Origin of the sequence: Dyella sp. (genome assembly GCF_036746095.1) — a bacterium.
Lineage (GTDB): Bacteria > Pseudomonadota > Gammaproteobacteria > Xanthomonadales > Rhodanobacteraceae > Dyella_B.
The window spans coordinates 1-21,122 of the sequence record NZ_DAIOEU010000074.1; the positions used below are offsets into that span (position 1 = coordinate 1).

Below are 21,122 nucleotides of genomic sequence, written 5' to 3' on the forward strand. Positions count from 1 at the left end.
TCGATCGGATTGCCGTCGCTGTCGTTGACCTTGAGCTTGCCGCTTTCGAAGTTGCGCACGCGCAACGATATGCGCTTGCGGCTATAGAAGGGATTGGTCCAGCGCAGGCCTTCATGGCGTACGGTGCCGACGTATTTGCCGAACAGCTGCAGCACTTGCCCTTGGTTGGGCGCGACCTGGAAGAAGCCTTTGAGGAAGCAGAGCGACAGCACGTGGAGGAATACGCCCACCCCCACCAACCATGGCGCGCCGCCATGGGCCTTGCTTACGTAACACCCGATGCCGATCAGGACGAGCGCCAGGAACAGGAATAGCAAAGGAATGCCGGGGATCGAAAATCCGCTGCGCTCGTTAAAACCCGTGCGTTCGTTCATGGCTGAATCCTCCCGAGGTGGGAGGATTAGATATCAAAGTGATATCTAATTCAAGTGACTCGGCCAGGCCGCCAGTTACTTCGCACCAGCCCCGCCACCGGCGGCGCCAGCCGCGCCTCCAGTCGCGTTCCCCGGCATCAGGCCATACATCTCGCCGAAGGTTTTCACCGCATCGATCTGGATGCTGCCGAATTCATTCGTCGCGTTGAAGAAATGCCATGGATTGCCGTCGCTGATATCCAGGGCGATGTGGCCGGTGTCGAAACGTACCGTGGCAGGATCGAAACTCTGCCAGTGCCCACGTACCCATGCCACGACCCAGGCATGCGGCACGAACACGCGTTGCTTACCGTCGTATCGGTCGGCATAGAGCATGCCGACGACCACGCGCGCCGGGATGTCTTCCGCGCGCGCCATGGCCGCGAGCAGCACCGCGTATTCCGCGCAGTCGCCACGGCGGTCACGTGCGACTTCCAGCGCCGAGGCATAGCCGATGTCTAGCCCGCGCTTGGAAAGATAGCGACTGACGAACGCATTGAGGTTGCCCATGATGTGCGATTTGTTGCGCTCGCCGCCGGCGGCGAGCGCGGCCAGGGCCTTGATCTCCGGCGCATCGGATTGCAGCCAGGCATTGGGTTGCGTATCAGCCGGCGTGGGTGGGCGCTCGTCATCCAGTTCACTGCGGTAGACGTTGACCAGCCATTCGCCGTTGCCGAGATCCGTTACCGATTGCTGGTCGGTGCTGATGAAGGGCTTGAAGATCGCCTTGTTGGTGACATGCACGCGGTAGCTGAGGAAATCAGCGAGCATTTCCGGTGTGAGCAGGCGCGGTGAATCGACCATCGCCTCGCTCATCATGTCGAGGGTTTGCTCCGGCGCTTCCGCGCAAGCTTCGCTGCAGGCGATCATGTCCATCGGCCGACCGAGCAGGGAGGCCGAGCCTTTGCGGATGTTGCCGTCTGCATCCAGCCATAGGTCGACGGTCTGGGTATTTTCGACGGTGCGCAGCGTTTCCTGCTGGTGGCTCAGGGTTTCCACGTGATTGTCCAATGGCACGCGTTCATTGCCGATCACGCGGACCAGCAGATCCATCGGCTGCTGGCTACCCTGGTTGTACACCAGCATGTGGTAATGCATGCCTGGGTGGGCGATCGCCGCCTGCATCGCCTTGCGTTGCCCCTCTACCAGCACGGCGCCATCGGGCCAGTTGGTAATGGACTGGTGGGTACGTCCGCCCACCGTGTTGCTCAGTTCGAGCGTGCCATTGGTCAATCGCCTGCCTTCCACCTTGGCTTCCGTGGCGGACATCGTGCTGGTCATGGTGAAGCTGATCGGCACGCCGGTAACGGTTTCCACGCTGCGGCTGACGTTGACGTACGGCACCACCTTGTGGCTGCGCTCGATAGCCATCACCAGCGTCTGCGTGGTGGTAACGGTATTGCCAAGTTGTACGCGCTGAATTTCCTCGTGGCCGATCTTGCGGCCATTGAGCAGCACGGTCATCCAGGTGGTTTCGGTGGGCGCAGGATCGGCAGCGGCCTTGGCGGGGCTGGGGGCAAGGCACAACATCGACACCAGCAAAAGCGGGGCGATCCTGCTGCGCATAAGTGATCCGTGGGGAGCGGAGTCGTGCCTACTCAATACCCGCCGTATCGCCCTGTCAATCTGCGGTGCGGCATGGGATTGGGTCATCCCACCTCGACGTACAATGACGCTTTATCTGGAGCCCTCGATGAAGCCTTTCGGCACGCCCCATTCCGACCATGCCCTGAAAGTACTGTTATTGGGTGCGGGCGAGCTTGGCAAGGAAGTCGCGATCGAGTTGCAGCGCCTTGCCGTCGAGGTGATCGCGGTGGATCGCTATGCGGATGCGCCTGCCATGCAGGTGGCGCATCGCAGCCATGTCCTCGACATGCTGGACGGCAACGCCCTGCGCACCTTGATTGCAAGGGAAAAGCCGGACTTGGTCGTGCCTGAAATCGAAGCCATCCATACACCGACTTTGATGGAGCTGGAAAAAGAGGGTTTGAAGGTGATCCCGACAGCGCGCGCCGCCTGGCTGACGATGGATCGCGAAGGCATTCGCCGCCTTGCCGCCGAGCAGTTGGGTTTGCCGACTTCGCCCTATCGCTTCTGCGACAGCGAGGCGGAGTACTGCGAAGCTGTGGTCGCCATCGGCTATCCCTTCGTGATCAAGCCGGTGATGAGTTCGTCCGGCAAGGGCCAGAGCACGGTGCGCGATGCTGCCGACGTGCAGGACGCCTGGGATTACGCGCAATCCGGTGGTCGAGCGGGCAAAGGGCGGGTGATTGTCGAAGGCTTCGTGCCCTTCGATTACGAAATCACCTTGCTGACCGTACGGCATAAAGACGGCACCAGCTTTTGCGCGCCGATCGGTCATCGTCAGGAAGACGGCGACTACCGCGAATCCTGGCAGCCGCAGCCAATGAGCGAAGCTGCCCTGGTCGAAGCACAACGCCAGGCCGAAGCGATCACCGGTGCGCTGGGCGGCTGGGGCGTGTTCGGCGTTGAGTTCTTCGTCAAGGGCGATAGCGTGATCTTTTCCGAGGTGAGCCCGCGGCCGCACGACACCGGTCTGGTCACGCTGATCTCGCAGGATTTGTCGGAATTTGCGCTGCATGCGCGCGCCATTCTGGGGCTGCCGATTCCGGTCATCCGCCAGTTGGGGGCTTCCGCCTCGTGCGCGGTGCTGATGGAAGGTGCGGGCCGCGCGCCGCGCTATCACGGTATTGCCGAAGCGCTGGCCGAACCGGACACGCAACTGCGTATCTTCGGCAAGCCGGAAGTGAACGGACGCCGCCGCATGGCGGTCACCCTGGCGCGCGATAACGACGTTGAAGCCGCCACGGCCAAGGCGATTCGCGCGGCCAAGGCGATCCGGATCGAACTGTAGAATCGGCGGCGCACTTTCTTCTCTCTCCTTTGCGAGAGAGGCTTGCTACATACAACGGAGTAGAACCATGGCATCGACAGGCTTCGCGCATTGGCTGGTCGTACTGGTAGAAACCTTCGCGGCGCTGTTCATGCTGCTGCTGGTGATCGCCGTACTGGTGGTGCTGGTGACATGGTTCGTCGATCGCAACCAGACGCACAACTCCGTGTTGCGCAATTACCCGGTGATCGGGCACTTCCGCTATTGGTTCCTGCATCTGGGCGAGTTCTTCCGCCAATACCTGTATTCCAGCGATCGCGAGGAAATGCCGTTCAATCGCGCCCAACGCATGTGGGTGTATCGCGCGGCCAAGAACACCGACAACACCAATGCGTTCGGCTCCACGCGCGACCTGCATCTGGAAGGGGTACCGTTCTTCGTCAATGCGGCATTTCCGGCGCTGGGCCAGTCGCACGTCAAACCGCAGCCCGTGCGCATCGGGCCATATGCGCGCGAGCCTTACGATCATGCGGCGTTCTTCAATATCTCGGCGATGAGCTTCGGTGCACTGTCGGCGCCCGCCGTGCGCGCGCTATCGATCGGCGCGGCGAAGGCCGGCATCTGGATGGATACCGGCGAAGGCGGGCTGGCGCCGTATCACCTTGAAGGCGGTTGCGACATCGTGTTCGAGATCGGTACCGCCAAATACGGCGTGCGTACGCCGGATGGCAAGCTCGATGATGACAAGCTCTTGGCGATCTGCGCGCACAAACAGGTGAAGATGGTCAGCATCAAGCTGGGGCAGGGTGCCAAGCCTGGCATGGGCGGTTTGCTGCCCGCGGCCAAGGTGACGCCTGAAATTGCCGCGATTCGCGGCATTCCGGTGGGCACGGATTCGCAAAGTCCCAATCGCCACCTGGACATCGCCAACGTATCGCAGCTGATGGATTCGATCCGGCACATCCGCGATCTCACCGGCAAGCCCACCGGTTTCAAGGCGGTGTTCGGCGATATGGGGTGGATCGACGAAGTGTGCGATGAAGTGGCCAGGCGCGGCATCGAAAGCGCGCCGGATTTCATCATCGTCGACGGTTCCGAAGGCGGTACTGGCGCCGCACCGCAAACGCTGATGGAAGGCGTCGGCCTGCCCTTGCGCGAGGCCTTGCCGGAACTGGTGAATACCTTGATCGAACGCGGCCTGCGCGATCGCATCAAGGTGATCTGCTCGGGTAAGTGCATCACCGCCTACGACGTGGCATGGGCATTGTCGATGGGCGCGGATTTCGTGAACTCGGCGCGCGGCTTCATGCTGGCGCTGGGTTGCATCCAGTCGTTGCAGTGCAATCGCAATACCTGCCCCACGGGTATCACCACCCAGAATCCGCGTTTGCAGCGTGGCCTGGTGGTGATGGACAAGAGCGAGCGCGTGGCGAATTACGCGCACAACGTGATGCACGAGGTTGGCATCATCGCGCACAGTTGCGGCCTGGATGATCCGCGCGAGCTGGATCGCACGCATTGCCGCGTGATGGCCAACGACGGTGTGTCGGTGCCGTTGATCAAGCTGTTTCCGTATCCGCCGAAGGTATCCGCGGCCGAGAAGGTTTGAGCGTGCCTCGCCGTCATTCCAGGCTTCGCTTTCGCGGGAATGACGTCAACGAAAAATGGAATATTTCGCGGAATTGGAGTCACCTGCCGAACAGGGCGCTCAATCTCTCAATCCCGCTGCAATTCCACCCACCCTTCCGCCGTGCGCACCTGCAACGGCTTGAAGCGCCGCTTGTAATCCATCTTCGGATGGCCTTCGATCCAGAAGCCCAGGTACACCCACGGAATACCGCGGCGCTTGGCCAGCTCGATCTGTTGCAGAATGGCGAAGGTGCCCAGGCCGCGGTCGCGTTCGTCCGGATCGTAGAACGTATAGACGGCCGAAATGCCGGTGATGCACACGTCCGTCACGGCCACCGCGAGCAGGCGGTCGTCCTTGTGCAATTCCAGGAACACCGTGGGGCTCCACGGGGCGGTGAGAAAACGACGGAAGTCGCTCGCTTCTGCCTCATCCATGCCCCCACCGGGATGGCGCGTGCGCAGATAGCGTGAATACAGCGCATGCCGCTCGCTGTTGTAGCCGGCCATGCACTCGCGCACGATCAGGTCGTCATTGCGTTTCAGGCAACGGCGTTGCGAGCGGTCGGGCTTGAAGTTCGCCACGTCGATGCGGCATGGCGTGCACGCGTGGCAGTTCGGGCAGTGCGGAAAATACAGGTGCCCGCCCGCACGGCGGAATCCGTGATCCAGCGCGGCGCCATACAGACGGTCCAGCTGCGGGGCAGCTGGATCGATGACCAGATTCTGTGCCGTGCGCCCAGGGTAGTAACCACAGGCATGCGGCAGCGTCTGGAACAGGCGGACGTGGTCTGAACGCATGGCCTGATTCTATGACTGCAACCGGCCGAATTGGCAAGGTTTTTGTGGGTGCACTGGCGAGTTCAGATGACGCAGCGCAGGCGTAACCAACATTTTCGCGGTGACGTGTGGGTGCCGCCGCGCCAATCCCAACCTGCCGACTAGATCACGTGCAGATAATGCAGGGCCAGCACCATGAACACGCCCACGATCGCCAGCAGCACGATGCGCCGCGCCCGCGCCACGGCGTGTTCACGGCGGGCATACATGGATGCGACCGGATCGCGCGAAATTCTCAGCTCCTCGGCGTGGCGGACCTCAGGTTCGATGCCCAGGGTGCGCATCAGCTCGCGAGCCCTGGTGTAGTCGTCCGCCTTGCTGACCCACACCTGCGGCCATGCGTCGCGGTTCTGGTTGCGCTGGGAGTAACTGAAGCGCTGGTAGCTGGGACGGTTCCAATTGGAACGATTGGTGATTGTGGTCTCGATGCCGTGCTCGGCCATGAAGCTCGCCACGCGATCGATGTTTTCTTGCCGGGGGGAGGTGTAGAGCAGTCGCATGGGATGATTTTACTCGCCGCGCAAGCGGATCAACCCTTCTTGCGCGGTGGAGGCCACCAACGCGCCATCGCGGCTGAAAATCTGCCCGCGTGCCAGCCCGCGCGCGCCTTGCGCAGTGGGACTGTCAAAGGAGTACAGCAGCCATTCGTCCACCCGGAACGGGCGATGGAACCACATGGCGTGGTCCAGGCTTGCCATCTGCAGGTTGGGTGTGAGGTAAGAAATGCCGTGCGGCAGGGTGCTGGTGCCGATCAGATGGAAATCGGAGGCGTAGGCCAGCAGTGCCCGGTGCAATACAGGTGAATCTTCAACTGCGGAAGTGAGCCGCAGCCAGATGTGCTGGATCGGGGGCCGCTTGGCCGGATGCAGCTCGTCGCGCGGCCACACCTGGCGAAATTCGAACGGGCCGTTGGCGCCCAGCCAGCGCTGCAGCTTCACCGGCAGGCGGGCAAGTTCCTCCTGCGGCACGCGGTGCATCGGTTCCACGTCTTCCGGCTCCGGCACTTCCGGCATGCTGGATTGATGTTCCAGCCCTTTTTCCGGTACCTGGAAGGAAATGGCGCCGTTGAGAATGGGCTGGCCGTGCTGGATCGCCACCACGCGGCGGGAGGAGAACGTGCCGCCATCGCGCGCCCGTTCCACGCTATAGATGATCGGCGCGTCGATGTCGCCGGCGCGCAGGAAATACGCGTGCAACGAATGCGCCTCGCGCGAGGGATCCACCGTCTGCTGCGCGGCGGACAAGGCCTGGCCAAGCACTTGGCCGCCGAACACGAAGCGCGTGCCGATGTCGCGGCTCTGGCCGCGGAAGAGGTTGTCTTCCAGCCGTTCGAGCTGCAGCAGCTCGACCAGTTCCTTGACGTGTGTATCCGGCATCGCAGCTAGCCCCTGAGGTAAATGGCCGGGAATTATAGCGGGGGTAGTCCTACAGCCTCAGTCAGGCGCATGGATCCGGCGCAGCCCGCTGCCGAGCAGCACCTCCGGCCAGGGAAACAGCGGGCCGGGATCGAGCTTGCGCGGCACTTCACGGCTGGGTTCGTCGCTGGCGGGCACACGGGCCGTGTCCAGGTCCTCGTGACCGGCGATTTCCTGCAGGTTCGGGTATTGCGCGCGCAACTGCGCCAGCAGGGCGCGCAATGCGGTGATCTGCGCGGCGGTGTAGGGCTCGGCCATGGTCTGGTGACGCGAGTCGAACCAGGCGGGATAACGCCCGCGGTTCACCAGCTCGATGCCGATCGACGGCGGGTTGTAGCCGCGCACATGATGCGCCACGCGGGTGCCCGGCACGTAGCGATACACCGCGCCATCGCGGTCGATGTAGTAGTGGCCGCTGTTGCCGGTGCCGGTTTCGTACAGCACGCGTTCGCCGTATTCGCGGGCGGTCGCCAGGTCGGGCAGTTCGGTGCAATGGATGACGACGAGCGTGACCGCGCTGGCAGGGCGTTCGGGTAACTTGGCAACGTAGGGCAGGGGCTGGTGGTGAACAGTAAGCATCGGCATACCCGTAGGTTGGGTTAGCGCAGCGTAACCCAACCATGCCGCTCCGAAATGTTGGGCTACCCCGGATCAACGCCGGGTAATCCGACCAACGACCAAGCCGCATCTGGCGGATTGGCAAGCAGCTATCATGCACGTCCCGCTGAGCAACCACGGAGAGCGCCATGCCCGGCCACGTCATCCTTTCCCATGGTTCGGACACCGGTCCGGATGCCACCAAGGTCAGCGTACTGGCGAAGGTTGCCGAATCCCTGGGCTGGACCACCGAGCGCCCGGACTATCGCGACGACGACCAGCTGGGTCACGCCGAGTCGATCGAGCCGCGCATTGCCCGTTTGCATCAACGCATTGCGGCGAGCCACACACCGCCGGTATTGGTCGGTTCCAGCATGGGCGCCTTCGTTTCCGGCCTGGCCTCGCTGGAAGTGCCGGTGGCCGGGCTGTTTCTGCTCGCTACGCCGGCACTGATTCCCGGCAGCGATCTCGCTTTCGACGTGCGCCTGGACGTGCCGACGCTGATGATCCACGGCTGGCACGACGACGTCTGCCCGCTGGATGAGATCTACGAATTCGCCGGCCGGCGCGAACTGCCGTTGTTGGTGCTGGATGACGACCATCGGCTGAGCGCGCATGTCGATGCCATCAGCCGCCAGTTCGGCTTCTTCCTGGAACCATTGGCGAAGCAACGTTGAAACCGCTTTTTGCAACCTGCCCGAAAGGGCTCGAATACCTGCTGCGCGACGAACTGATGTCGCTCGGTGCCGTCGACGTGCACGAAGCACTGGCCGGCGTGCGCTTTTCCGGCAGCCTGGAAACCGCCTACCGCGCCTGCCTGTGGTCGCGCCTGGCCAGCCGCATCCTGTTGCCGGTGGCCGAGTTCGACGCCGCATCCGACGAAGCCTTGTACGCCGGCGTGCAAGCGATCGACTGGTCGGAACATCTCGCGCCGCACGCCACGCTGGCGGTGGACGCCAACACGGCGCAAAGCAAGCTTACGCATAGCCAATACCTGGCCCAGCGTGTCAAGGATGCCGTGGTCGATCAGTTCCGCGAGCGCAGCCAGACGCGTCCCGATGTGGATACCGAAGAGCCGGATGTGCGCATCAACCTCCGCCTGCGGCGCGATCGCGCCACCGTATCGATCGATCTCGCCGGGGCGCCGTTGCATCGCCGTGGCTGGCGGGAAACGCAGGGCGAAGCGCCACTGAAAGAAAACCTCGCCGCCGCGATGCTGCTGCGTGCCGGTTGGCCGGACATCTACACGCAAGGAGGCGCGCTGCTCGATCCGATGTGCGGTTCCGGCACGCTGCTGATCGAAGGCGCGTTGATGGCGGCGGATGTGGCGCCGGGCTTGCGTCGCGATTACTACGGTTTCCTCGGCTGGAAGCAGCACGATATCGCCACGTGGCGCAGCGTGCTCGACGAAGCGAACAGCCGGGCAGACATTGGGCTTCCGGCGCTGCGCAGCTGCTTCTTCGGCTCCGACACGGACGCGCGCATGGTACAGATGGCCAAGCGCAATGCGCAGGAAGCCGGCGTCGCCGGGTTCTTTACGCTGGATCGTCACGATGCGGGGCACGTGCGTCCCCCGTCTGGCTTCACGCAAGGCCTGGTGATCACCAATCCGCCGTACGGCGAGCGACTGGGCGAGCGCGAAAACCTGCCCAAGCTCTATCGCAGCCTGGGCGAAACCCTGCGCGATCATTTCACCGGCTGGCGCGCCGCCGTGCTTGCGGGCGATGCCGAATTGGGCCGCGCCACCACGCTGCGTGCGGAAAAGAAATACACGCTCTACAACGGCGCACTGGAAACCGTGCTGCTGATTTTCGAACTGCATCCCCGTAGCGATACGCCGCGCGAGAAGCCGCCGCTTTCGCCAGGCGCGCAGATGCTCAAGAATCGGCTGGAGAAGAACGCCAAGCATCTGCGCAAGCGGCTGGAGCGCGAAGGCATCCACGCCTGGCGCGCATACGATCAGGACCTACCCGAATACGCCGCAGCCATCGACGTATATGTCGATAGGTCCCGCAGCACGCACCTGCATATCCAGGAATACCGCGCGCCCGCGGACGTGCCGGCGGAACTGGCGCGCACGCGTCTGCGCGAGATCGCGCGCGTGGCTGGCGAAGTGTTCGAGGCCCCGCGCGCGCGCATTGCCATCAAGACCCGCGAGCGTGGCAAGGGTGGTTCCAAGTACGGCCAATTCGACCAGCGTGGCGAATTCATCGAAGTGGAAGAGAGCGGCCTGACCTTCCTGGTGAATCTCTACGATTACCTGGATACCGGCTTGTTTCTCGATCACCGCCTGGTCCGCGCGAAAGTGCGCGAGCTGGCAGCGGGCAGGCGCTTTCTCAATCTGTTCGCCTATACTGCCACCGCCAGCGTTTATGCGGCGGCAGGCGGTGCGCGTGACACGACCAGTGTCGATCTTTCGGGTACGTACCTGGAATGGGCGTCGCGCAATCTGGCGCTGAACGGGTTCACCGGCGAAAAGCATCGCCTGGTACAAGCAGATGCCACTCAATTCCTGCAGCGCACGCACGAGCGTTACGGCTTGATCTATGTCGATCCGCCGACGTTTTCCAATTCCAAGCGCGCGGACGATTTCGACGTGCAGCGCGATCACGCCAAGCTGTTGCTGGCATGCGCGGAACGGCTTACGCACGACGGCGTGATTCTGTTCTCCAACAACTTCCGCCGCTTCTCGCTCGATCGCGAAGCGTTGGAGCCGCATCTTGCGATCGAGGCGTGGGGCGCCGACAGCATTCCGTTCGACTTCTCACGGCGCGCAAATATTCACGATTGCTGGTTGTTGCGTCCGCATGCTGCGGAGGAGCCCCTAAATCCATGGCACAACGCGCGCATAAAAAAATGAACGCGTAGCCCTGGCTGAGATAGTGCTAAATCTACGGCCGCGGCTGTGTTAAGAAACGAAACCCTTCAGTACAAATTAAGTCCCCCGTGCTCACCATTCACACCATACAGACGGAGGTGTGTCATGTTCAAACGTAGTGTCGGCAAGTTCGTTGCGGTCGGCCTGGCCTTGGCGGCAGCCGGGGCTGCAGTGCCGCTCAGCGCCTCGGCGCATCCGTGGGGTGGGCGGGGCTGGCACGGTGGGTATGGCTACCACGGTGGCTATTATCACGGCGGCTATTACCATGGTGGCTGCTGCTACCGCGGTGGTTATTGGAGCGGCGGGCGCTGGATTGCCGGCGCCATCATCGGTGGCGCAGTGGCCGGAGTGGTAGCAGGCGCCGTGGCAGGTCCGCCGGTGTATTACGCACCGCCGCCGGCGGTGGTGTATACGCCCGGCACCGTGGTTTACCAGTCCGCGCCGCCGCCGGTGGTAACCACGACCACCACGGTGACGACGACCGATCCGTACGGCACGCGCTACATCGGCCCAGCCTACTGATCGTCGCTTGACCTATACAAAAGGGCCCGGCATTCGCCGGGCTCTTTTTTTATCTTCTTTTATCTTCATCTCAAGGAGTCTTGCCTGGCTGCTGCGTTCTCACGCTGTGGTACTTGGCGTGATTGCGATAACCATCGAAGGTCGCTTGATCGATCAGGCTGACCGATTCGATAGCGCAGCCGGGTTGATTTCTGGCACGTACTTTTTCGCCCACGCCACCGCAGATGCGGAGCGGCGAGATGGCCTTGTCGGCTTGGCTTGGCACGAACATCAGGCCCGGATTGCCGATGCCCAACTTGTCGCAACTTGCCTTTAATTTCACTAGATAACGTTGATACGGGCCGGTACGCACGATGGCGGTCCTGGGATCGACGACATGCCATTCGTTGATCTGGTCAAGGCGAATGCAATCCTTGTACGGTAGGGTGCCGGGCGCCGGCGTGGCTTGCGCCCATGCGGCTGTTGCGGTAACGCCAAGCGTAAAAAGCAGTGCTGCAGAAATGACGATCTTCATGGAGGTCACCTCGTGCTGGTCCAGGCCATAATCCCTGCCATGCGTGGCATCCTTGTCACAGAATCTGAACAACTGCTGCGGCATGGTGGCTGTATGATCGTCCGCTCCGCCGCGCTCCACAAGGTATATCGCAGCACGCTTGCCTCGATCGAACCTGCGTTATGAATGTCCCCACATTCGCTCTTTATACCGAGGATGCTGTTGCGCGGTTCATGCGCATACGGCGTCAGACGCTTGCGCTTTGCGCAGGCTTGAGCGCCGAAGACCTGCAAGTGCAATCCATGCCGGATGCCAGCCCCGGCAAATGGCACCTTGCGCATACCACGTGGTTTTTTGAGCAATTCGTATTGGGATATGACGCGGCTTATCAGCCGCCCGATCCAGCGTGGCATTACCTGTTCAACTCCTACTACGAGTCGGTCGGGCCGGTGCACGCGCGCCCGCAGCGCGGCTTGCTGTCGCGGCCGACGCTCGATGCCGTTCGCGATTATCGTGCACGCGTCGATGAGGCCGTCGGCGAGCTTTTGGTGCGTGGCGTCAATGCGGAGCTTGCCGCACGCATCGAACTTGGGTTGCATCATGAGCAACAGCATCAGGAGCTTTTGCTTACCGACATCAAGCACATGCTGTCCTGCAATCCATTGTTGCCGGTGTATCACAAAGCGCCGGCGCTCGGTCCAAGCAGAACGGCGCCTTTGCGTTTCCTGCCGGGGCGGCAAGGCCGCGCCGATATCGGCCACGAAGGCGACAGCTTCGCCTACGACAACGAAACGCCACGCCACACCACATGGCTTTCCGAGCACGCCCTGGCCAATCGCCTGGTTACCAATGGCGAATACCTGGCCTTCGTGCGTGACGGTGGTTACCAGGAGGCCGGCTTGTGGCTGTCTGACGGTTGGGCACAGGTGCAACGCGAAGGATGGCAGCGACCGTTGTATTGGCAGGAAGACCTGGCAAGCGAATTTACGTTGGCCGGTGTTTGTGCACTCGATCCACACGCGCCGGTGTGCCATATCAGTTATTTCGAGGCCGATGCGTTTGCACGCTGGGCCGGTGCGCGCCTGCCTACCGAAGCGGAGTGGGAAGATGCCGCGGCATCGTTGCCGATCCACGGCAATTTCCAGGACGACCTTCGTTTCCATCCTCGTGCAGCATCGGCGGGCGATGGTTTCCTGCAGATGTATGGCGACGTGTGGGAATGGACCGCATCGCCTTACGTCAGCTATCCCGGTTTCAAACCTCTGCCTGGTGCGCTGGGTGAATACAACGGCAAGTTCATGAATGGCCAGTGGGTCTTGCGTGGTGGTTCGTGCGCGACGCCACGCGATCACATCCGTGCCAGTTACCGCAATTTCTTTCCGCCCCATGCCCGCTGGCAATTTGCGGGCATCCGATTGGGACAGGACCGATGAGTGTTCAAGCTTATGCAGTACGTGACGAACAACGCCCACCCGACAACTTGCTGTTGCAAGTGGTGCAGCGCGGTTTGCGATCGCAACCCAAACGCCTGCCTTCCTGGCTGTTCTACGACGAACGCGGTTCTGCCCTGTTCGAGCAGATCTGCGAGCAGCCCGAGTATTACCTGACCCGCGCCGAGATCGCGCTGCTGAACCAGCATGCGGGCGACATCGCCGAGGTGCTCGGCCCGGATGTGCGCCTGGTCGAATATGGCAGCGGCCATGCGATCAAGACGCGCGTGCTGTTGGAACATCTGGCCACGCCAGTGGCATGGGTACCGATCGAGCTTTCCGGCGAGCCGCTGCGGCATAGCATGGAAGGCATGGCCGGCCACTTCCCGCATCTGCCGATCCAGCCGTTGGCGGTGGACTTCACTCGCCCGCTGCGCTTGCCGGTGCCGCCACGTGCGCCACGCCGCACGGTGGTGTTCTTTCCAGGCTCCACCATCGGCAACTTCGAAGAGCGCGAAGCCGCGCAGCTGTTGCGCAAGATGCGCAGCGAGATGGGCGACAACGGCGGCGTGCTGGTGGGCGTGGACCTGAAAAAGGATCGCGCCACGATCGAGGCGGCCTACAACGACCGCGCCGGTGTCACCGCGGCGTTTACGCTCAACATGCTGGTGCGCTTGAATCGCGAGCTCGGCTGCAATTTCGATTTGAGCGCGTTCCGCCATCGTGCGCGCTACAACGCGATTGCCGGGCGGATCGAAACGCATATCGTCAGCGAGCAGGAACAACGCGTACGCGTGGGACGTTTGCAGGTGTTGTTCCGCGAGGGCGAGGCGATGCTGGTGGAATACAGCTGCAAGTATTCGCAGGAGGATTTTGCCGCGCTCGCGGCGACGGCGGGATTGGCCGTGCAGCATGTGTGGTTTGATCCGGAGCGGAGGTTTAGCCTGCAATACCTCACCCGTGCCACGTAACGTAATGCCCCTCTCCCTTTGGGAGAGGGGCATGAATTACGCTGCTTTGCGTGCTCCAAGCCGGCCAAGCAACTCCTGCGCAGCCCGCACTCGTTCGCTCGATCCCGGCAATTCCAGGTTGATCTTCAGCTTGTCCTGCCCATCCATCTTGTATACGCGCGGATAACTCTGAATCAATCGAATCACCGCCATCGGATCGACATCCGGCTTGTCGCGGAAAGTAATCCGTCCACCGTTGGCGCCGAAATCCAGTTTGCGGATGCCCAAAGGCGTCGCCATCAGCTTCAAACCGGCGACGGCGAACAGGTTCTTCACCGCATCCGGCAGCAAGCCGAAGCGGTCGATCATTTCCACTTGCAGCTCGCGCAGGCTTTCCTCGTCGCGTGCGCTGGCCACGCGCTTGTACAAGGTCAGGCGCGCATGCACGTCGGGCAGGTAGTCATCCGGAATCAGCGCGGGCAGGTGCAGTTCCACCTCGGTTTCATGCTCGCTGCTCAAATCGAAATCAGGCACCTTGCCGGATTTCAGCGCACGCACGGCACGTTCCAGCAATTCGGTATAGAGGCCGAAGCCGATTTCCTGGATCTGGCCGGATTGCTCATCGCCCAGCAGTTCACCCGCGCCGCGGATTTCCAGATCGTGCGTGGCGAGCGTAAAGCCAGCGCCAAGTTCTTCCAGGGACGCCAGGGCTTCCAGGCGTTTCTCGGCATCCGCCGTGATGGCGCGGCGGTCCGGCACGATCAGATACGCATACGCACGATGATGCGAACGCCCCACGCGGCCGCGCAACTGATGCAGCTGCGCCAGGCCAAAACGATCCGCGCGATCGATGATGATCGTATTGGCCGTCGGAATATCGATGCCCGTCTCGATGATGGTGGTGCACACCAGCACGTTGAAACGCTGGCGATGGAAATCCGCCATCACCTGTTCCAGTTCCCGCTCTGGCATCTGGCCGTGCGCGATGCCGATGCGTGCATCGGGAACCAGCTCCTGCACTTCGCGTGCGGTGCGTTCGATGCTTTCCACTTCGTTGTGCAGGAAATACACCTGGCCGCCGCGCTGCAATTCGCGTTGGAAGGCCTCGCGGATCAGCGCCGGCTCCCAGGTGGAGACAAACGTGCGCACGGCCATGCGATGCGCTGGCGGCGTGGTGATCAACGAAAGATCGCGCAGGCCGCTCATCGCCATGTTGAGCGTGCGCGGAATCGGCGTGGCCGTCATGGTGAGCAGGTCCACTTCCGCACGCAGCTTCTTCAGCTGTTCTTTCTGGCGTACGCCGAAGCGCTGTTCCTCGTCGACGATCACCAGGCCAAGATCCTTGAACTTGATGTCCGACTGCAGCAGCTTGTGCGTGCCGATGATCACGTCGATCTGGCCGTCGGCGAGGCGCTTGAGTGCTTCGTTCACGTCCTTGGTGGAGCGGAAGCGCGATAGCACATCCACCTTCACCGGCCAGTCCGCAAAGCGGTCGGCAAAGTTGCGGTAGTGCTGCTGCGCCAGCAAAGTGGTGGGTACCAGCACCGCCACCTGCTTGCCGGCGGTGGCGGCGGCGAAGGCCGCGCGCAAGGCGACCTCGGTTTTGCCGAAGCCCACGTCGCCGCAGATCACGCGATCCATCGCGCGCGGCCGCGCCAGATCGCCGAGCACGGCGTCGATCGCCTGCAGCTGGTCGGGTGTTTCCTCGAACGGAAAACTGCCGCCGAATTCTTCCACCAGCTGGCGATCGATCGGTAGCGATTGGCCGCCGCGCGCTTCACGCTGCGCATAGATCGCCAGCAATTCCGCCGCCACGTCGCGTACTTTCTCGGCGGCTTTCTTGCGCGCGCGTTCCCACGCGTCGCCGCCGAGTGAATGCAGCGGCGCCAGTTCCGGCGCGGTGCCGGAATAGCGGCTGACCAGGCCCAGTTGCGCCACGGGCACGTAGAGCTTGTCGCCCTTGGCGTATTCGATGACCAGGAATTCGCCGGTCATCCCGCCCAGCTCCATCGAGACCAGGCCTTGATAGCGACCCACGCCATGATCGACGTGCACGATCGGCGCGCCGATGGACAGCTCGGTCAGGTCGCGAATGATCATGTCCGGGTCGCGCGCCGCACCGCGCCGGCGACGGCGTTCGGTACGCACGCGCTCGCCGAACAATTCGCGTTCGGTCAGCACCGTGATCGCCGGCAGCTTCAGCGCAAAGCCCTGTTCCAGCGGCGCGATGGCGATGGCGAGCGACTTGCCGTCGGCGAGAAAGGCCGTCCAGCCATCGACGTTTTGCGGACGCAGGCCGACCGTGGCCAGTTGTTCAAGCAGCGCTTCGCGACGGCCGGCCGAGTCGGCGGCGATCAGCGTGCGCCCCGGATACGCTTCGATGAAATGGCGCAGCGACGTGCCGGGTTCTTCGCCCTTGCGATTGAGCGGAACCTCCGGCGCTGGTTGCGTGCCGGCATCGACGGCATGCTCGTGGCCGCTGGCGACCACTTCCACGCGCAAGCGTTTGTTGAGCTGCTCGCGCAGTTGCTCGGGCGAGAGATACAGCTCGGCCGGCGGCAACACGGGGCGCTCGATATCGTGCGCGCGCTGGTCGTAGCGTTCGGCCGTCTGCGTCCAGAACTGCTCGGGCGCTTCCTGCGCGCCTTCGCCAAGCACGAACAGGGCGTTATCGGCGAGATAGTCGAACAGCGTGGCGGTGTGCTCGAAAAACAGCGGCAGGTAATACTCGATGCCGCCGGGCGTCACGCCTTCCTTCATGTCCTGATAAAGCGGACAGCGGCGCACGTCGATGGGAAAGCGCTCGCGCAGGCGATTGCGGAACTCTTTGGCGGCATCGTCGGTGACCGGAAATTCGCGCGCGGGCAGCAACTCCACTTTTTCCACTTGCTGCTGCGAGCGCTGCGTTTCCGCATCGAAGCTGCGGATCGACTCCACTTCGTCATCGAACAGCTCGACGCGGTACGGCTCGCGCGCGCCCATCGGGTAGATATCGATCAACGCGCCGCGCACGGCGAAATCGCCCGGTTCGCCCACCTGCGGCACGTGCCGGTAGCCGCAGGCTTCCAGGCGGCGCTGTTCGTTGGCGAGATCGAGCTTCTGCCCCTTGCGCAGCATCAGGCCGGAACCGGTGATGTGCGTGCGCGGCGCAATGCGTTGCATCAGGGTGGCGGCCGGCACCACCAGCACGCCGCGCTTCACGCTGGGCAATTGGTAGAGCGTTGCCACGCGCTGGGAGACGATGTCCGGATGCGGGCTGAACACGTCGTAGGGCAGCGTTTCCCAATCCGGGAAGTGCAGCACCGGCAGCGCGCCTGCGAAGATGCGCAGCTCATCTTCCAGCGCATGCGCGCGTTGCGTATCGCGTGTGACCACCACCACCAGGCCATCGTGGGAACGGGCGGCCTCGGCCACCAGCAACGCGCGGGCGGAGCCGTGTGGCGGCGTCCAGAAGCGGCGCTGCTTGGGATGGGTGGGAAGTGGCGGGTGACTGATCGAGGTCGACATGGGGATCTTGCGTGGGAGGGCGAGGGCGGGGTGCCTGGGCCGATCGAGCGCGCAAGTTTAGCGCGTCAAGTGATGGGGACCCATCAAAGACAGGAAATGTGGACGCGTGGTCATTGCGCTTCAAGCCGCCTGAGGCAAACTTGCCGGCTCCCCTTCGAGCGCAGCCCCACCCATGTCCCGTCAAGCGACCCTCGACACCCAGGCCGGTGCGGCCGTGTATTCGCCATGGGTGCTCAAACTCTACGACTGGTGGGTACTCGGCGTCTCCAACCGCCGGGCCTGGCAGTGTTCCACCAAGGATGTGCTGTTGCCGTTCTACCGCCGGCACATCGGCGCCCGGCACCTGGATGTCGGCGTGGGCACCGGTTTCTATCTGCAGCACGCGGGATTTCGTCCGGGGCAAGAGGTGGCTTTGCTGGACCTCAACGAAAACAGCTTGCGCACCGCGGCCCATCGCCTGGGGCGCGACGATGTGAAGTGGTTCGTGCAGGACGTGATGCAGCCCGTGACTGCTTTGGACCATCGGCAGTACGACTCGATCGCGTTGTTTTATTTATTGCATTGCCTGCCGGGCGAGATGAAAGACAAGGCGCGCGTGTTTGCCAATCTGAAACCGCATCTGGCCAGTGGTGGCGTGCTGTACGGCACGACCATCCTGGGCGATGCAGCGGGACATAACGCGTTCGGCCGCAAGCTGATGGACGTCTATAACAAGAAAGGGATTTTTGGAAACCGCGCCGACACGCTGGAAAGTTTGCACAGGGCGTTGCGCGAACACTTTGCCGAGGTGGAGCTCGTCCAACATGGCAAAGTGGCGTGTTTTGCAGCGAGAAAGCCGGTTGTCTAGCCCGTAGCCGGGATGAAATCCCGGCTTTTGTTTGAGCCGGCAATGCGGGGATTGCATCCCAGCTACAAGCGCCGCTTACAGCGTCAAGCGGATCTGCGCCGTGCTGCCTTCCCCCGGCACCATCGTGGCGACGAAACCCAGCTCCTTGCACAACTGCAACATCGGCCGGTTTTCCATCAGCACGTAGCCCCAGAGTTCATCCAGTCCGCGGCGGCGGGATTCATCCACCAGCCGTTGCATCAACAACGCGCCAAGACCGATGCGCGTCCATTCGCGTTCCACCAGCACCGAGAACTCGGCCGTATTGCTGGCGACGTCGACGAAGATGCGTCCCACGCCACGCAACTCGGCCGGCTTCACCGCCTCGTCGATCAGCGCGAAGGCAGCTTCCAGTTCCGGATCGATACGGCATAGCCGCTGCGCCATCGATACCGGCAGCTCCGCCATGGCATGCATGAAGCGGCGGCGCACATCCTGCGGCGGCAGTCGCTGGAAGCAACGCTGGATGGCGGCCACGTCGCCGGGCTCGATGTCCCGCAGGACCAGCTCGCGTCCGTCGGCGGTATGTACCACCTCCCCGCGCGGTGCATGGGAGAGGGGCGAGGCGACGGGTGCAAACCGCTCGCGGCTGCGCGGCGGCAGTTCGGCATGGCGCGGGTAGGTGGGGAATTCGCGGATGGGGCTAGTAGGCATAGTATCCGTACTATAGCGTACTGTTTGCGTTGCAACATGAATGACGGCTCGCGGGTTCAGCGCGATTTACCGTTATCAAGAGAACGTTGAGCAAGACGCGGCGCGAAATATGCTGCGATGCGGCAAGGTGTCGCAATCAGTCCGCTACGTCCGGCTCGAAGAAGCTCCAGCGGATATCGCCGAACTGCGCCTTCATCTCCCGCTCCACCGTGTTGATCGCCTCGATCAGGCTGAGGTCGTCGGGCGTGCGCTGCATGCGCGCCTTCACCGCCACCATCACGTCCGGCCCCATCTGCAGGGTGATCAGGTTGAGTACCTCGGCCACTTCCGGCCGGCTGCGCAGGAAGGCCAGCAGTTCCGCACGGCGGCGCGGCTCCACGCCTTGCCCGATCAACAGGGCTTTCACCTCGTTGGCGAGCATTACTGCTACGACCACCAGCAACACGCCAATGGCGATCGTGCCCAGGGCATCGAACAGCAGATTGCCGGTGAGCATGGTCGCGCCGATCGCCAGGGCGGCCAGGCACAGGCCAAGCAGGGCGGCCAGGTCCTCGCCGAAGATCACCAGCAATTCGCTGGAGCGCGTTTCGCGGAACCAGCGCCACAGGCTCTGCGCGCCGCGCGCGCGATTCACCTCGTGCAGGCAGCCGTGCATGGAGATGCTTTCCATCACGATGCCGAAGGCCAACACACCCAGCGCCAGCCATGGCCAGCGCAGGGGCTCCGGCTGCGCCAGCTTGTGCACGCCTTCGTAGATCGAGAACAGGCCGCCCACCGCAAACAGCAGCAGCGCCACTACGAACGACCAGAAATACAGCGCGCGGCCCCAGCCCAGCGGGTAGTCGTCGGACGGCGGTTTTTTCGCCTGCCGCATGCCGAGCAACAGCAACAACTGGTTGCCGCAATCGGCCAGCGAGTGGATCGACTCGGCCATCATCGCGCCGGAGCCGGTGATAAACGCGGCTGCCAGCTTGGACAGGAAGATTGCGAAATTCGCGCCCAGCGCCAGCAGAATGGCCTTGAGCGAATTGCCTTGTCCGCTCATGCGATCAGTGCACGCCCACGCCCACGCCGACCCCGAAACTTATGTTCGGGTGTCCTTGGCGCAACTCGTCCTGAGTCCATAGATGCGACTGCGCCACCGTCACCAGCGGATAGGTGTAAGGCGCCTGATCGACCGACCCGGCGCGCGTGCCGCTGAGTTGTCCTGCCACCGTGACCAGCCTTCCATTCGGATAATTGAAGGATTCCAGATAGCCAGGGAAGATCGCGATGAAACGCCCCACGCCTTGCGCGTTCGGCTGCGGACGCTGCGAGGAATCCAGCGGATAACCGAGTACTTCCATTTCCGTGTGATCCGGGAAGTTGCGCACGGCCACCACGCTGCCGCCCCAGATCACCGAACCGTTGCCGTATTGTTCCGGCGCATGCGCCACCTGCATGGGTAGCGCGGTGATCGCGCCGGGCGCGGCCTTGTAGATGGGCGCCGGTGCGCAGGCCGCCAACAGCAGCAGCGCGAGCGGCATGGACAGGCGGAAAACGGTACGCAAATGCATGGCGATGTCCTTTCAGCACGAAGCGGTTCGAGCTTAGCGGGGACGCCTGGATTGCGGTAGCGGTCGAGTGTGATGCGCTTGTGAGGCAGTCGTATCGCCTTCCTGCACCAGCCAGTCCTGCCGCCATGTCGCCGCATGCTCCCGCGACAGCAAGCGCGCCATCGCCTGCAGCGGTTCGCGCAACACCTGATCCAGATTCCACGGCGCATTGAGAATGACCATGCCCGAGCCGTTCAAGCGCAGCGGCGAATCATCCGGATACACCAGCAATTCCGCCTGCAACACGCGGCGCGCGCCGCAACGCTGCAACCCTCGCAGGAACGGCTGCACCTGGCTGCGCAGCTTGATCGGATACCAGACGGCGTAGATGCCGTTCGGCCACCGTTGCAGGGCGGCTTTCAACACCGCTTCGATCGAGCGGTACTCCGCTTCCTGCGCTTCGTAAGGCGGATCGATCAGCACCAGGCCGCGCTTTTCCTTCGGCGGCAGCAGCGCCTTCAG

The 21,122-nt window shown here is 62.9% G+C and carries 20 protein-coding genes; 8 read left to right on the forward strand and 12 right to left on the reverse strand.

All coding sequences use genetic code 11. The features are described from left to right. Together V7M64_RS19930 and V7M64_RS19935 are read right to left on the reverse strand one after the other, a co-directional pair. Positions 1 to 374, reverse strand: a 374-nt coding sequence (locus V7M64_RS19930; protein WP_333681626.1) for an SPFH domain-containing protein, incomplete at its 3' end; no start/stop codon positions are given. Between the two features lie 75 nt (positions 375 to 449). Continuing rightward, on the reverse strand, positions 450 to 1,979 hold the full coding sequence (locus V7M64_RS19935; RefSeq protein ID WP_333681627.1) for a transglutaminase-like domain-containing protein: 1,530 nt from the start codon (positions 1,977 to 1,979) through the stop codon (positions 450 to 452). A 127-nt stretch (positions 1,980 to 2,106) separates the two neighbouring features. On the opposite strand from V7M64_RS19935, the gene purT reads away from it, so the two are divergent. Together purT and V7M64_RS19945 are read left to right on the forward strand one after the other, a co-directional pair. Next, positions 2,107 to 3,288 (forward strand): formate-dependent phosphoribosylglycinamide formyltransferase, encoded by a 1,182-nt coding sequence (purT, locus tag V7M64_RS19940; protein ID WP_333681628.1) that lies wholly within the window; start codon positions 2,107 to 2,109, stop codon positions 3,286 to 3,288. Positions 3,289 to 3,355: 67 nt separating this feature from the next. After that, positions 3,356 to 4,876: an FMN-binding glutamate synthase family protein gene (locus V7M64_RS19945; RefSeq protein ID WP_333681629.1), complete on the forward strand. Its 1,521-nt coding sequence runs from the start codon at positions 3,356 to 3,358 to the stop codon at positions 4,874 to 4,876. Positions 4,877 to 4,983: 107 nt separating this feature from the next. Here V7M64_RS19945 and V7M64_RS19950 read toward each other — a convergent pair whose 3' ends face one another. The 4 genes from V7M64_RS19950 to V7M64_RS19965 form a co-directional block, all read right to left on the reverse strand. Further along, positions 4,984 to 5,694, reverse strand: a complete 711-nt coding sequence (locus V7M64_RS19950; protein ID WP_333681630.1) for an arginyltransferase — start codon at positions 5,692 to 5,694, stop codon at positions 4,984 to 4,986. A 140-nt stretch (positions 5,695 to 5,834) separates the two neighbouring features. Beyond that, entirely contained in the window at positions 5,835 to 6,233 is a 399-nt protein-coding gene (locus V7M64_RS19955; protein WP_333681631.1) for a hypothetical protein, read from the reverse strand. Positions 6,234 to 6,242: 9 nt separating this feature from the next. Continuing rightward, on the reverse strand, positions 6,243 to 7,109 hold the full coding sequence (tesB, locus tag V7M64_RS19960) for an acyl-CoA thioesterase II (RefSeq protein ID WP_333681633.1): 867 nt from the start codon (positions 7,107 to 7,109) through the stop codon (positions 6,243 to 6,245). A 57-nt stretch (positions 7,110 to 7,166) separates the two neighbouring features. Further along, a complete protein-coding gene (locus V7M64_RS19965) occupies positions 7,167 to 7,733 on the reverse strand; it encodes an N-acetylmuramoyl-L-alanine amidase (RefSeq protein ID WP_333681635.1) in 567 nt (188 codons plus the stop codon). Between the two features lie 161 nt (positions 7,734 to 7,894). On the opposite strand from V7M64_RS19965, the gene V7M64_RS19970 reads away from it, so the two are divergent. The 3 genes from V7M64_RS19970 to V7M64_RS19980 all read left to right on the forward strand — a co-directional run bounded on the left by V7M64_RS19970 (position 7,895) and on the right by V7M64_RS19980 (position 11,145). Beyond that, positions 7,895 to 8,422 carry an alpha/beta hydrolase gene (locus V7M64_RS19970; protein ID WP_333681636.1) on the forward strand — a complete coding sequence of 176 codons (528 nt, stop codon included), beginning with the start codon at positions 7,895 to 7,897 and terminating at the stop codon, positions 8,420 to 8,422. Further along, positions 8,419 to 10,605, forward strand: coding sequence for a bifunctional 23S rRNA (guanine(2069)-N(7))-methyltransferase RlmK/23S rRNA (guanine(2445)-N(2))-methyltransferase RlmL (rlmKL, locus tag V7M64_RS19975; protein ID WP_333681637.1), 2,187 nt, complete (start codon positions 8,419 to 8,421; stop codon positions 10,603 to 10,605). Before V7M64_RS19970 ends, rlmKL begins: the two co-directional genes overlap by 4 nt. Positions 10,606 to 10,728: 123 nt before the next feature. Beyond that, complete coding sequence (locus V7M64_RS19980; protein ID WP_333681638.1) at positions 10,729 to 11,145, forward strand: hypothetical protein; 417 nt, start codon at positions 10,729 to 10,731, stop codon at positions 11,143 to 11,145. Positions 11,146 to 11,215: 70 nt separating this feature from the next. Here the strand turns inward: V7M64_RS19980 and V7M64_RS19985 are convergent, their stop codons facing one another. Beyond that, complete coding sequence (locus V7M64_RS19985) at positions 11,216 to 11,659, reverse strand: DUF6491 family protein (RefSeq protein ID WP_333681640.1); 444 nt, start codon at positions 11,657 to 11,659, stop codon at positions 11,216 to 11,218. A 212-nt stretch (positions 11,660 to 11,871) separates the two neighbouring features. On the opposite strand from V7M64_RS19985, the gene egtB reads away from it, so the two are divergent. After that, positions 11,872 to 13,071, forward strand: coding sequence for an ergothioneine biosynthesis protein EgtB (egtB, locus tag V7M64_RS19990; protein WP_333681642.1), 1,200 nt, complete (start codon positions 11,872 to 11,874; stop codon positions 13,069 to 13,071). Further along, positions 13,068 to 14,039 (forward strand): L-histidine N(alpha)-methyltransferase, encoded by a 972-nt coding sequence (egtD, locus tag V7M64_RS19995; protein WP_333681644.1) that lies wholly within the window; start codon positions 13,068 to 13,070, stop codon positions 14,037 to 14,039. The genes egtB and egtD overlap by 4 nt, the downstream gene beginning before the upstream one ends. A 36-nt stretch (positions 14,040 to 14,075) precedes the next feature. Here egtD and mfd read toward each other — a convergent pair whose 3' ends face one another. Beyond that, entirely contained in the window at positions 14,076 to 17,525 is a 3,450-nt protein-coding gene (gene mfd / locus V7M64_RS20000; RefSeq protein ID WP_333681646.1) for a transcription-repair coupling factor, read from the reverse strand. A gap of 172 nt (positions 17,526 to 17,697) precedes the next feature. Between mfd and V7M64_RS20005 the strand changes: the two genes are divergently transcribed. Then, complete coding sequence (locus tag V7M64_RS20005; protein ID WP_333681648.1) at positions 17,698 to 18,372, forward strand: class I SAM-dependent methyltransferase; 675 nt, start codon at positions 17,698 to 17,700, stop codon at positions 18,370 to 18,372. A gap of 75 nt (positions 18,373 to 18,447) precedes the next feature. Here V7M64_RS20005 and V7M64_RS20010 read toward each other — a convergent pair whose 3' ends face one another. The 4 genes from V7M64_RS20010 to rlmJ form a co-directional block, all read right to left on the reverse strand. Beyond that, positions 18,448 to 19,065 carry a GNAT family N-acetyltransferase gene (locus tag V7M64_RS20010; RefSeq protein ID WP_333681650.1) on the reverse strand — a complete coding sequence of 206 codons (618 nt, stop codon included), beginning with the start codon at positions 19,063 to 19,065 and terminating at the stop codon, positions 18,448 to 18,450. A 136-nt stretch (positions 19,066 to 19,201) separates the two neighbouring features. Then, on the reverse strand, positions 19,202 to 20,110 hold the full coding sequence (locus V7M64_RS20015) for a cation diffusion facilitator family transporter (RefSeq protein WP_333681652.1): 909 nt from the start codon (positions 20,108 to 20,110) through the stop codon (positions 19,202 to 19,204). 4 nt (positions 20,111 to 20,114) lie between these two features. Further along, entirely contained in the window at positions 20,115 to 20,621 is a 507-nt protein-coding gene (locus V7M64_RS20020) for a Slp family lipoprotein (protein WP_333681653.1), read from the reverse strand. Between the two features lie 33 nt (positions 20,622 to 20,654). After that, the coding region (gene rlmJ / locus V7M64_RS20025; RefSeq protein ID WP_333681654.1) for a 23S rRNA (adenine(2030)-N(6))-methyltransferase RlmJ at positions 20,655 to 21,122 on the reverse strand (468 nt) is incomplete at its 5' end.